We start from the raw sequence: 12,778 nt of genomic DNA, 5'->3' as shown, positions 1-12,778 counted from the left end.
TGCCCGGGTGTTTGTCTGGTAGTCAATTTGGATGTCTGATAGCAGGAAGTTTAATAAAAATGAGTAAACAGGGCAGTGTGGTACTGATCGGGATGCCGGGTGCGGGAAAAAGTACGCTTGGAGTATTACTGGCAAAGGAGCTGGCGAAGGATTTTGTGGATACGGATGTACTGATCCAGTTGCGGGAAGACAAAACCCTGCAGGAGATCATGAATGAGAGCGACTACCTGAATCTGCGCCGTATCGAGGGGGAGGTCATTGCCGAGGCGGTACTTCCCAATCATGTCATCGCCACTGGTGGCAGCGCGGTGTACAGCGAAGAGGGCATGCACAATCTGCTGAAATTTGGTCCTGCAGTTTTTCTGAACTGCTCCGCAGATGAATTGCGCCGGCGAATCCACAATTACGAAAGTCGCGGTATCGCCAAGGCGCCGGGCCAGAGTTTTGAGGAATTGTTTGAGGAACGCCAGGCACTGTATCGCCGGTATGCGGATATTGTGGTGAACTGTGATGGGAGGGGGCTTGAGCAGGTATTGGCGAAGGTAGTTCGCGAGTTATCCAGCCACTGAGGTTTTTTCTTCGATTTCACCGGTGGTTTCTTGGTGGTGCCGCCACCGGTATCGACACCTTCGTGAATGGAGCGTGTCTTGCGCGAAGTCTGAAACGCTTATGAAGGTACGAAATTTGAATTGAAGGTTGTGTGCCGGGGATTTGTTTTTGAAAGCGTCGGAAACAGGGATGTTTCCGACGCAGCCTACAGGGATGTATTCATGGCGGTTTCAAAAACAAATCCCCGGAGCTCAACCGCCACAGGACCCAGAACAGAGCTCCCAGAAAACGGAGCTCGGAGTAATAAATCAAAGAGGAAGCTGGGTAGTGTACTTGACCTGCTTCAACGCAAAAGTAGAGTTCACCGAAGCCACATTCGGCAGATGAACCAGCGAGCGCTTCAGCAGTTGCTCATAGTGCTCAACGCTGTCGACCACCACACGCAGAACATAGTCTTTGTCCCCACTGGTGGAGTAACATTCCACAACCTCCTGCACATCCTGAACCGCGGATTCAAAGTTGTTCAGAGAGTCTTCATCGTGGTTGTGAATCGTCACGTAGCAGTATACTGTGACCCCTAAGTCAAGTTTGCGCGGATCAAGGAGAGTCACGCGACCACGAATGATGCCCTCCGCCTCAAGACGCTTGATGCGTCGCCAGCAGGGGGTGTGGGAAAGGCCAACTTTGTCTCCAAGCTCAGCCATGGAATAATCGGCGTTTTCCTGCAGCGCCCGCAGAATCTTGCGGTCGAAATCATCCAGGTCTGTTGAGCGCTTCATATAAACTCCTATCCTACAGTCTTAGTCTTGTTCGAGATGGCTGTCATAATTTTACGTGCAAACCCGTAAATAAAGCAATGTTTCCATGTGCTGAAGGCACTAGTATGGCTCGACCATGCCGTCGTAACTTTCGGTTGCCGCACCATAAGTCGTCTAAACAGGCGCCGAAACCTGCGACGAGTGCCTCGAATCACAATAATTACCGGATGCCGACCGCTGTAGCGGGCGTCCAGCAGAGGAAAGATGTAGGCGTATGAGTGAGCACAACGTGAACACCGAGTCCCAGGCTCCGGCCACCCGAGCGGTTTCTCTCGATGACCGGTATACCATCCGCAAGGGGCGTGTACTGCTCTCCGGCATTCAGGCTCTGGTGCGGCTTCCCATCGACAAAATGCGCATCGACCGTGCCCGCGGTCTCAATACCGCCACCTTTATCTCCGGTTATCGCGGTTCTCCCCTCGGCGGCTACGACCAGCAGCTGAGTCGCGCGAAAAAACTGCTGAGTGAATTCAACATCCGTTTCGTGCCTGGTGTGAACGAAGAACTCGCCGCTACCTCCGTTTGGGGGTCTCAGCAGGTGGGATTGTTCGATGGTGCCCAGGTCGATGGGGTATGTGGAATCTGGTACGGCAAGACGCCGGGCGTAGACCGTTCCTGTGACGCCTTCCGTCACGCCAATGCCGCCGGCTCCTCGCCCAAGGGCGGAGCGCTGATTATCGCTGGTGACGACCACGGTTGTAAGTCTTCCTCCTACCCCGGGCAGTCTGAATTTGCCTTTGTCGACATGCATATCCCGGTGCTGAATCCGGCCACCGTGCAGGAAGTGCTGGACTATGGCCTTTACGGCCTGGAGCTCTCCCGTTTCAGCGGCTGCTGGGTGGCGATGATTACCCTGGCCGAGAATATGGATAGTGCATCGACGGTCGAGGTGGACCCCGATGGCGTTTCGTTTGTCTATCCCGAGATTGAGCGCCCGGAAGGGGGGCTCAATATCCGCAAACAGGACAATCCCCTCGAACAGGAAGAGCGCTTGTGGCGCTACAAGCGCCCGGCGGCGCTGGCGTTTGCCCGCGCCAACCAGCTCAACCGCCTGGTACTCGATAACCCCGATGCCACCCTCGGTATCGTCACTGCCGGCAAGGCCCATCTGGATCTGATGCAGGCGTTCGAGGACATGGGTATTGATGAAGAGCGTGCCCGTGCACTGGGCATCCGCATCCTCAAAGTGGGTATGACCTATCCACTGGACGTACCCGGAATTCAGGAGTTTGCCCGCGGGCTCGACAGCCTGCTGGTGCTCGAAGAAAAACGCAGCCTGATGGAAGTGCAGCTGAAAGAAGAGCTGTATAACGTACATGTGCGTGACCCACATTTCCCGCGCATTCTTGGCAAGGTAGACGAGCACGACAATCCGCTGCTGCCCATGTACGGCGAACTCTCTCCCGCCGTTGTCGCTCAGGTACTGGGTTATCTGCTGGGTGAAGAGCGGCTGCACGAGCGCGCCCGGCACCGCCTGATGCGACTCGACGCACTGGCGGAGCGGATCTCCGCCCAAGCGGGCTCCAGCGTCGCGCGTCTGCCCATGTTCTGTGCCGGCTGTCCTCACAACCGCTCGACCCGCGTGCCGGAAGGTAGCCGTGCGCTGGCGGGTATCGGCTGTCACTACATGGCGCAGTGGCTGGACCGCGAGACCTTCACCTTTACCCAGATGGGAGCCGAGGGCGTCAACTGGATTGGTCAGGCGGCCTTTACCAGCGAACCTCATGTGTTCGTCAATCTCGGTGATGGAACCTACTTCCACTCCGGTATTCTTGCCATTCGCGCCTCAGTGGCCGCGAAGGTGAATATCACCTACAAAATTCTGTACAACGATGCCGTTGCCATGACCGGCGGCCAGCCCCATGACGGCGAACTGCGCCCGGATATGATCTGCCGTCAGGTGCTGGCGGAAGGGGTGAAGAAGGTCGTGCTGGTAATGGATGACACGGAAAAGTACAACCGCGGCACATTCAAGGGTGCATTGAATTTCCCCAGCGAAGTGGAAGTCCGTCACCGCGATCATATGCCTTCCGTGATGAAGGAATTGCGGGATGAACCGGGCTGTACCGTCATCGTCTACGACCAGACCTGTGCCACCGAACTGCGCCGCAAGCGCAAGCGTGGCCTGCTGCCAAAGGCGGAAGGACGCCCGTTTATCAATGAGCTGGTATGTGAGGGCTGTGGCGACTGTGTTACCCAGTCCAGCTGTATCGCGGTGGAGAAAGTGGACACCGCGTTTGGCGACAAGCGCCGGATCAACCAGACCTCGTGTAACCAGGATATGTCCTGTGTGAGCGGTTTCTGTCCGTCTTTCGTCACCGTAAAAGGTGGCAAATTGAACAAGCGCGCCGGTGTCGGCGATGCCCTGTGCCAGGCGGCGGACAAACTCGCGACACCGGAGATGCCGGATCTCTCCGAACCCTTTAATCTGCTGGTAACCGGTGTTGGCGGTACCGGCGTGGTGACCATCGGCGCACTGCTGGCAATGGCGGCGCACATTGAGGGCCGCGCCTGCAGCACCCTGGATCAGACCGGCCTTGCGCAGAAGGGCGGAGCGGTTTACTCCCACGTACGTTTTGCCGAGCGCCCAGAGGCTCTGCAGGCGGTGCGCATTTCCGATGGCCGCGCAAATGCGCTGATGGCCTGTGACCTGATTGCCGCCGGCAATCTGTCGGCGAGTCTTGCCAAACTTGATGAAACCCTGAGTCGAGCGGTGGTGAATACCCACCTGAGCCCGACCGCAGCCTCGGTACTGGGTCGAGAAGATATTCATTCGCCTCAGGCGGTACTCGATACCATCAAAGACGCGGTGCTCGAACTGGATGTGGTCGAGGGGCACACCCTCACCAAAGCGGCTCTCGGCGATACCCTGGCGGCAAATATTTTTATGCTCGGCTTTGCCTGGCAGAAAGGCCTGATTCCCCTCGGCCTCTCCTCCATTCAGCAGGCCATTGAACTGAATGGCGTGGCCGTGGAAGGAAACCTGCAGGGGTTTGCCGCAGGTCGTCTCGCGGCCGCCGACAGGCCGGCGCTGGATCACCTTTTGGCCAAGCGCGAAGAAAAATCGCTGCCCCAGGGACTTGAAGATATTGTGGCGCACCGGATGGCGCATCTCACCGGTTATCAGAATGTCGCGTTGGCGCGCTGTTACCGCACCCTGGTCGACCGGGTGAAAGCGGCGGAAATCCTGAAAGTGCCGGGCAGTGAAGCACTGGCGGAAGTGGTGGCGAGAAACTATGCCAAACTGCTTGCTTACAAGGATGAGTACGAGGTGGCCCGTTTATACAGCGATGGGCGCTTTGTGGAATCGCTGCGGGAGAATTTTGCTGGAGACTTCGAGCTGGAATTCAACCTTGCACCGCCGCTATTGAGTCGCTTTGATAAGAACCTCGGGCGTCCGCGTAAGATGAAGTTTGGTGGCTGGATGCACCGCGCATTTGGTGTGTTGGCAAAGTTCCGCTTTCTGCGCGGTTCCGCGCTGGATATTTTCGGGTATACCGCTGAGCGCAAAATGGAGCGCGCCCTGATCGCCGAATACGAAAAACTGACCAACGAAGTGATTGGCAAACTCAATGCGGAAAACCACGCTGCCGCGCTGGAGCTACTTTCCTATCCCGACATGATTCGCGGCTACGGGCTGATCAAGGAAGCGAACGTTGAGAAAGCAAATCAGCTGAAACTGCTGTCGCTGCAGCGTTTCTATAACCCCATGGCGGGTGTGAAGGATGCGACGACCCCGGTGGAAGTGTTTGATCCAGCCAAAGCGCAACAAGTGGGGTAGGGTGCCGACATTCTGTGGGTAATACAGCGGCTCAACGCTACTGTTTCCCTCGGCAAATAAAAATGGCGAGCTCAGCTCGCCATTTTTATTTGCGCTTGCTGTGGCTTTACCAGCCGATCTGTGCCCGCAGCCCCAATTGGTCGGTGCCATCTCCGGTGAAATCATCGTCACCCATGGTGTAGTTCAGCATAAAGCGGACATTGCGGTTGGCATAGAAATTCAGGCCGATGATCGTACTGCTGGCCTGCAGGTGTTCGAAATCCCGGTTTTCCATGGTGTCGTAACGGAAGGTCAACTCCCAGGCGCCTCCCCACAGCCCATCTCCACTGGGTTTAGCAGAGCTGAAGGCACCGCGTTTTTTGCTGTAGGTCTTGTGTTCACCGGTCAACATCCAGCTGCCCTGTATGTACCAGGTGTGGATGGTCTGGTCCCCAATGAAGCAGCCAAATTGCGGATCGCAGAAGAAGGGGGCCGGCGCACCGAATTCATCCTCAAACCCTGCTTCCGACAGGTAATAGTCTCCCTCGAAGCTGCCAATCGCATACTCTCCCTGTAGATACAGTGGGCCGTAACTGCCGGCGAGCTCCAGCGCTGCGGTAGCAACGTCCCCCCCCAGATCACCGGGCGTGAGAGCCATCAGCTGAGATGGGCCGCGGCGACCGGCATAGTCGGCTTCCGCAAGCAGGTCGCTGGAATTCTGGTTGGCGTTTTCATAACTGATCGAGGTGCCCAGGTGCAGGGTCTCGTGATCGGTGTTGATCGGGGCCCATGACAGGCGACCCGCGGCGCCCACACCTTCATTGCGGGGTGTAGCCGCGTCGCGCAGGTTGAATGCCATCATCCCCAGGGTGAAGCAGTCCAGCACGCCGGTCCAGCCAATACCCTGCTGGAACTGATTGCCGTCGTACAGGCCTGTGGCGCTGGAGAAGGGGCGTTCCAGCATGGTGAGTTCATTGGAGCTGGTCATCTCCGCCATGGAGCGAAACGGTTTGAACTGGCCAATACGCACTTCGCCATTGAGGAACGTGTGGGCGAGGTATACGTCGCGGAAGCCATTCAGGGTGCTGCCGCCGGCGAAGTCCTGTTCGAGTACATAGCTCCAATCGTAAATATTGCCCTTAAGGGTGATGCGCGCGCGACGGAATTCCGTGGTGCTGATGGCGTCTTCAAGATCGTTGTCGAAAAGATAGGTATCGAAATGGATCCTGCCGCCGAGGGATGCGGAAAAGTTTCCGTCTTCTGAGGTGATTTCCAGATTGCCCTTGGTTTCTGCCTGGTCGGCTGCGGCGGTCCCTGTCAGTAGACCGGTTATGGCTGCGGCCATCAGGCTTTTGTAAAGACAGTGCATATGCTAGATCCTGTATCCGGGGGTGTTTCATTGGCGGCGAATACTAGCAGTTCCAATCCTTCGTCAAAAATCAGAAGCATATTTGCAATATTTCGTTGTCAAAAAATGACATGTCTCTGATTACCCACGGTTGTAACAGTGTGAGATAAGCGGTATGGCGTGATTGGTGTTACCAGTGTATCTGGGCACGCATGGCGAGTTGGATGGTGTCGTCTCCGGTAAATGCATCTTCACCAAACGTCAGATTCAGCATAAAACGCACATTGGAATTTGCGTAATAGTTGAGGCCGAAAATGGCACTGCTGGCTTCAAGTCCTGCAATTTCCTTATTTTTGGCGGTGTCATAGCGCAACACCAGTTCCCAGGCGCCGTCCAGCCAACCGTTCCCGTTGGGTATAGACTCTTTGAATCCCCCTTTTTTTGATCACAGGGTTTGTGTTCGCCGCTCAGTATCCAGCTTCCCTGGATGTACCAGGTGTGCGGATTCTGGTCGTCGGTATGGTGGCAATTCCCGCACAGACCGTGGTGAGGCTGATGCGCACCGCGATAGGCGCTACCTTCGCGAAGCGGTCTTCCCTGACCATGCTGATTCTCCAGCCTGACCAATGGTCATCTGTGTATGGCCACGATCCGGTGGCGTGCCCCGTCAGTTTAGTTCCTGCGGTGGAGGAGGGGTCAGATCCGCCGAATGGTGAATCCGGCTGAGTTCAGGTGGGTGATGACGGATTTTTCACCTACCAGATGGCCCGCGCCAACGACGACAAACAATGTTTTGTGCTGCTGGCTGAAGGACTGGACTTTTTTTGCCATCTCGCGGTTGCGTTGATAGAACAGCCGCTCGTGCAGTTGTTCCAGCTCCGGGTGCTCGTCGATACCCTCGCGAAATACCAGGTCGTAGAGTGCCTGTTCATCGCCGTCTTTCCAGGCGGACGTCATGCGCGGTACAAACCGGTCCATTTCCTCCAGCTGGTCCAAAGTCTGTTGCAGATACAGTTCCGGTTTTTCCAGACTGTTCAGCAGCTGAAGCTGCTGCATGACACTTTCCAATTCCAGGATGGGTTTACTGCGCTGGTGCGCCTGAAGCAGAAAGTGACGGTCGATACCGGCGTTAGGGTCGAGACCGCGAGCCTGCATTTCCACCAGGCTCAGTGTGATCATGGCGATGGCTGGACGCATCCGGTTGAAATGGGGTTCCGGAATCTGGCGCTTCTGAAGCCATGTGCGCAGGGCACTATACACGGCGGGAGATATATGATTTTTCAATTGGTCGCCTGGCGGGTAAAAAGATTCCTGCATTATTTGTTGTTGCAGCCGGGGGTCGGATTCCATGGCGACTACGTCCGCCTCGATTACCAGTGCATCGCTGTCCGCATAGGCATCGCGGATACTCTCCCGGAGCGGGTAGAAGCTCTGGTCGGCGAGATGGATTGAACCCAGAAGATAAACCGTTCTTTCCCCCTTTGTGGCGAGAAACATGAGGCCCCGGTCGTCGGCTGCAGAGACGTGGGAGGCTATCAGGACCAAAAACAGCGAGAGCAGCCATAGATGGCGGCTGAAGATTTTGGGATGGCGGGGCAGGAAAGCGGACTTGCGGGCTTTACTGAAGAGTTCCATATGGCGTTCCTCGGGTTTCCGGTGGGAAAATTCTACCGGATTCCGCGCGGCTTGTGATTTATGTCGCCGTTACGAAAATTGTGCGCCGTGGCGTAGATTTCAGCGGTACAATCATGGCACCGCTACGCGCCGGAATACCGGTGTTCGGGAGGACGTCTTCTCGATGGTTTCCGGTGCCTGCTCCACAGTAAAAATGACCTTGTGTGGAACGACGGGCGGGTGGTATGAGTGGTTGTTAAATTGTGGAATGGAGTTTGCTCGGCTATGCGCATTGTACAACTGGTGCCCTCTCTGGAAGGCGGGGAGCTGGCGCAAGAAGCGCTGGAGTTCGCCCAGGAGCTCGCCAGACAGGGGCATGAATCCATCGTGATTTCCGCGGGTGGGTCCCTGGTGTCTCGCCTGACATTGCACAACTGCCAGCACCACGAGCTACCCGTCGACCACAAGCGTTTTTTTAATGCCCGTCTCCACGGCAAGTTGCGCCGGTTGCTGGAAACCTTGCACGTGGACATCCTGTTGGCCCGCGACGCGCTGTGCAGTTGGCATGGCTGGAAGGTCTGGCAGTCCATGCCGGAGGTGACGCGTCCACGTTTTGTTACCGTATTGCATACCCTGCCAGCAGGTGGTCTCCTTCGCGGGCGAACGAGCACTGCACTGGTACGCGGTGAGCTGGTATTGGCTTCTTCTCAGGCTCTGGCGCGAGACCTACGGCAGCGCCACGGGGCGGTCTTTGATACGTTGCACACAACTTCTGTGGGCGATGGGGCAGCGGAAAACCCGGGGCTGCGGGTGCATTATCGCGGGGTGAACATCCGCGAGCTGGATCGGCGTGCGCCGGTATCCGGCCACTGGCACCAGAAGTTGCTCAATCAGTTTCCACAACTGGAAGGGCGCAACTGGTTGCTGTTACCTGCGCCGATCGCGCCGGGGAATGGCCAGGAGCGCTTTCTGGAATTGTTAGCGGCACTGAAACAGGTGCGCCCGGATGCCTTTGGACTGATCGTTGGCGAGGTCGCGGCGGGGCACGAAAAGTTTGCCCGCAATCTCGAGCATCGTGCGGAGGCGATGGGGCTTGCTGAACACGTGCTGTTTCTTGGCGCCCGCCGGGATATGCGCGAACTCTATGCGAGTGCTCGGGTAACTCTGGATCTGGCGGACAACCCGGCAGCCACGGGCCGTATCGTGACCGAATCGCTGGCGATGGGCTGCCCGGCGGTGGCGCTCGCGGGTACCGGTGTTGAGTTGTTGCAGCAATGTTTCCCGCAGGGGGTATTACCGGATTGTGGGAGTAAGAATGGCGCCGCACAGTTGGCCCAGCTTACCGACACCTGTATGTCCATCCTGGACAATCCACTCAATGTAAATTTCACCGGCTTCAGCCTGGCGGAAACCACGGCACAGGCCGTGAGCTGGTTCCGATTGCTGCGTGAAGAGCGCGTAGCCAACGATGGGCCAGATGTCGTTGAGACGGCTTGATTCACCTCTGTGTCGTCAGGCAATCAAATCGCTGTAAACCTGCCATGTGGCCTGCGCCATGGAATCCAGCGTGAATTCCTCCTGCGCGCGGGCAAACAGTGGAGCGAAATCCGCGTTCAGTGTCGTGCTCTTTAATGCTTCGTGTATTTTTTCTGCGATAGGGGTGGGTTCGATCTCGTGCAGCAGGTATTCCTTCGGCAAGTAGTCGATCACATTTCCGCTCGCGCCGGCGATCACCGGGGTGCCGTGCAGTAGGGCTTCCAGCAGTGTGTAGGGGGTGCCCTCGGCCGCCGCCGGGATAATCACCAGATCCGCGGCCTGGATGAAATTTGCCACTGCATTGTTCCCCGCAAAAAAGACCACCCGCGCTTCCAGTTGCAGACTGTTGACCTGCTGTTGCAGAGCTTCTTTCTCCGGTCCATCACCCAGTACCATCAAGCGGACACCCGGCAACAGGGGCAGGGCCGCAATCAGTTTATCTACGCAGCGCGCCTTGATCAGGCGACTCGCCACCAGCAGGGTTGGTTCATCGCACGGGGGTAGTCCCAGCAGAGGGGCATTGGCCGCGGGCGCCGACCATTCAACTCCGTTGGGAATAATGGTCCACTCCAGTTTGGAATTTGCGACGGTATTGTGGCTGATGGCGATACGCGCATCGAATGCGCTGGCGAGCTTGTCCCGCGGGTGTCGCACGTTGTGTCGGGTGATGACCTGGCGGGTCTCCGTGTAGGGTTGAACGGCGGCCATCAGCTGTGCGGATTTTGAACCGTGCCCGTGCACGATCTGGTAGCCGCCCTTGCGGATCAGGCTGGCAAGGCGCCATACCAGATTGGGATGATGGCGGCTGCGGTCGGTGTTGAGTGGAATGAACTGAATACGTTCATCCAGCGTCGGTAGATATCTGGGGTGGGCGATAACGGCGACGTGGGCATCGGTATTACGTGCCTGCCAGCGCGACAGATCGGCAACGTGTTTTTCCAGGCCTCCGTGCTCGCGGCTGGCGATCAGGTGGCAGATGGTGTGAATCATGCGGCTACAGGTCCGGTATCTTCCACGCGCCGCGATGTTGCTTACCGCGGTGATTGTTATTGCGGTTGGGCAGGTTACCGGGATTGGCCGGTACAGCTACGGCGTCATACAGTCAGCCAAGTCTGGCTGTTCAAGGAGGACGCTATTGTCATCGTTCTGTATGACAGGAATCTTATTGAAACATGACTGTTTTATTGCGCGGAACGTCGAGTACGCGCATCAAAATTTCTTGTGCCAGTTCAGGGATGCGAAATCGAATCCGGGGTTGGGGGTGTTGGTGTAGCCATTGGAAAAGTGGCTGTAGCGCAAAGACAGGGAGTCGCCGTTTTGCAGGGTGTAGCCAGCGGCGAAATGGAGCGAGAAATTCAGATTGGTAGAGAGGTCGATCTGACCAAAGCTGCGCTCGTCGAGGTAGGCCGCACCAACGCCCGCTTCGCCGAAAAATCCCTCGGCCTCCGGGCGGGGATACCAGCGCACCACGGGTTTCAATTCCCAGATCTGTTGCTTCTGGTCCTTGCCGCGGTAGTCGTGCCACATATAGCTGTAGCTCACCTGGGCCCACCACTGGAAGTGGTGATTGCCCGGATAGTCGTAAAACATGTAGGACCAGTTGGCGCCCACCATGTTGGAGCCGGCAATGGATTTTTGCTGGATCAGCGCATCCCCGAGCCCTTTGCCGCCGCTCAGGATGAGCTCCTGGGAACCCTCCATCCCGCCCCCTTTTGACGGTGTCTGCGCATGCACATGGACAGCGGTCAGCACGGGGACACAAAGAACACATATCCAGAGGAATCGAAGTCGTGTGAGTACGCCTGATGGGGAGCGGGACATGGTGCTGTTGCCAGTTGATTCGCCAGTTATTGCTTTTAAACACCGGGCCTCACGAAGAGACCGGTCTCTGCAAGGTTAGCCGTTATCGGGGTGATCGCAAGCGGCACACCCTGAGGGTGTGCCGTGATTGTGGGAGTGAATGAGTGTCAACGCCACTGCCGCTTCAGTTGACGCAGGGCGTCCGAATGCAGTTGGCGTGCCCGCTCCTGGCTGAGACCGAGCTGCTCGCCGATCACCCGGAAAGAGCAGTCCCGATCCGAGATCAGACCGTAGCGCAGGCTCAGGACCGTTCGCTGGCGCGGCGGTAACTTGGCCACGGCATCCCGCAGTCGCTGCGCCAGCTCCTGGCTGGAGACGAGCTCGTCGGTGTTGAACATTTCGTTGGCCGGTGCATAGTCGATCCGCGTGCTGTTCTGGTCATCGGAGATGGGGTCGTCCAGAGAGCTGGTCGGGCCGGGAAGTTTCAGGAGACTTTGCACCCGCTCCAGTTCAAGGCCACTCTGTTTGGCGATGTTCTCGTCCGAGGCCGGTAAGCCTTCCGAGCGCACCTGATTGATGGCCCGATAGATATTGCGCAAATCATCCTGCACATTGGCGGGCTGACGCACCAGGTCGTCGTTGCGCCGCAGGGTTAGTTGGATTTCCTGCTGGATCCACCAGTAGGCATAGGTGGAGAAGCGATAGCCCATCTGTGGCTTGAAGCGTTCAATGGCCTTCATCAGCCCCACGTTACCTTCCTGAATTAGGTCGATGAATGGCACAGAGGGGTTGCGGAAACGCTTGGCAATGGCGATGACCAGGCGAAGATTGCACTGAATCAGCTTTTTACGCTGTTCCCTGAAGCGCTTCATCAGGTTTTGCAGGTTACTGCGGTCGCGCTGGGAGATTTTTTCACCACCGAGCAGTGCTTCCGCCCTGGCGATGATCAGCCCGTGATCGTAGGCGCCGGTACTGCCTCGCTGCTCCACACCTTCACTGCGCAGTTCCACCAGGTCGGTACCGCGTTTTTGCAGCAGGGCGATGATTTTGTCTTCCAGCTCCCGCAGCAGGCAGGTTGTCGTGTGCTCCTCTTCCGGGGTCAGTAGATCCAGGCGATACAGATGCTTGAGGTAGTTCTGCATCGGCGTGCCGACACTGTCCCCCAGAGAGTCATCGGATGTGGAATCCTCTTCGATTGCGTCCTGGGACGTTTGCATGGATTGTTCAGGGTCTTCCTGATGGAAGTCATCCCCGGTGAGGTTGTTGCTATTTTCCTTCAGCCATTCATCATCCCTTGAGTCGATGTTTACTCGGGACAAAAGTCTGAACCTTATGCTGGGGCAGCGCGGAGCA

General features: G+C 57.1%; 9 protein-coding genes and 1 pseudogene. 3 read left to right on the top strand and 7 right to left on the bottom strand.

Annotation, left to right across the window (positions count from 1 at the left end):
- The first annotated feature begins 59 nt into the window (after window positions 1–59).
- Window positions 60–569 (top strand): shikimate kinase, encoded by a 510-nt coding sequence (locus C3938_RS16885; protein WP_105104368.1) that lies wholly within the window; start codon window positions 60–62, stop codon window positions 567–569.
- 288 nt (window positions 570–857) lie between these two features.
- Here C3938_RS16885 and C3938_RS16880 read toward each other — a convergent pair whose 3' ends face one another.
- A complete protein-coding gene (locus tag C3938_RS16880) occupies window positions 858–1,328 on the bottom strand; it encodes an Lrp/AsnC family transcriptional regulator (RefSeq protein WP_010131435.1) in 471 nt (156 codons plus the stop codon).
- 253 nt (window positions 1,329–1,581) lie between these two features.
- On the opposite strand from C3938_RS16880, the gene C3938_RS16875 reads away from it, so the two are divergent.
- On the top strand, window positions 1,582–5,148 hold the full coding sequence (locus tag C3938_RS16875) for an indolepyruvate ferredoxin oxidoreductase family protein (RefSeq protein WP_105104367.1): 3,567 nt from the start codon (window positions 1,582–1,584) through the stop codon (window positions 5,146–5,148).
- Window positions 5,149–5,254: 106 nt separating this feature from the next.
- On the opposite strand, the gene C3938_RS16870 is transcribed toward C3938_RS16875, so the two are convergent.
- The 3 genes and pseudogenes from C3938_RS16870 to C3938_RS16860 form a co-directional block, all read right to left on the bottom strand.
- Window positions 5,255–6,496: an OprO/OprP family phosphate-selective porin gene (locus C3938_RS16870; protein WP_105104366.1), complete on the bottom strand. Its 1,242-nt coding sequence runs from the start codon at window positions 6,494–6,496 to the stop codon at window positions 5,255–5,257.
- 169 nt (window positions 6,497–6,665) lie between these two features.
- A pseudogene (locus tag C3938_RS16865) lies at window positions 6,666–6,899 on the bottom strand (porin); the annotation flags it as partial.
- A 272-nt stretch (window positions 6,900–7,171) separates the two neighbouring features.
- The gene (locus C3938_RS16860; protein ID WP_105104364.1) at window positions 7,172–8,110 is read right to left on the bottom strand and encodes a TraB/GumN family protein; all 939 of its coding nucleotides are present in this window, start codon (window positions 8,108–8,110) and stop codon (window positions 7,172–7,174) included.
- A gap of 264 nt (window positions 8,111–8,374) precedes the next feature.
- Between C3938_RS16860 and C3938_RS16855 the strand changes: the two genes are divergently transcribed.
- Window positions 8,375–9,586 (top strand): glycosyltransferase, encoded by a 1,212-nt coding sequence (locus C3938_RS16855; RefSeq protein ID WP_105104363.1) that lies wholly within the window; start codon window positions 8,375–8,377, stop codon window positions 9,584–9,586.
- Between the two features lie 15 nt (window positions 9,587–9,601).
- Here the strand turns inward: C3938_RS16855 and C3938_RS16850 are convergent, their stop codons facing one another.
- The 3 genes from C3938_RS16850 to C3938_RS16840 all read right to left on the bottom strand — a co-directional run bounded on the left by C3938_RS16850 (window position 9,602) and on the right by C3938_RS16840 (window position 12,744).
- Window positions 9,602–10,615 (bottom strand): glycosyltransferase family 4 protein, encoded by a 1,014-nt coding sequence (locus C3938_RS16850; RefSeq protein ID WP_105104362.1) that lies wholly within the window; start codon window positions 10,613–10,615, stop codon window positions 9,602–9,604.
- A 219-nt stretch (window positions 10,616–10,834) separates the two neighbouring features.
- Window positions 10,835–11,326, bottom strand: a complete 492-nt coding sequence (locus tag C3938_RS16845) for an acyloxyacyl hydrolase (protein ID WP_233998963.1) — start codon at window positions 11,324–11,326, stop codon at window positions 10,835–10,837.
- Between the two features lie 266 nt (window positions 11,327–11,592).
- Window positions 11,593–12,744 carry a sigma-70 family RNA polymerase sigma factor gene (locus C3938_RS16840; RefSeq protein WP_105104589.1) on the bottom strand — a complete coding sequence of 384 codons (1,152 nt, stop codon included), beginning with the start codon at window positions 12,742–12,744 and terminating at the stop codon, window positions 11,593–11,595.
- Between the last annotated feature and the right edge of the window lie 34 nt (window positions 12,745–12,778).

The organism is Microbulbifer pacificus (assembly GCF_002959965.1).
Lineage (GTDB): Bacteria > Pseudomonadota > Gammaproteobacteria > Pseudomonadales > Cellvibrionaceae > Microbulbifer > Microbulbifer pacificus_A.
Note: the sequence above shows the minus strand (reverse complement) of the source record. Positions and strands in the feature narration are given on the sequence as shown.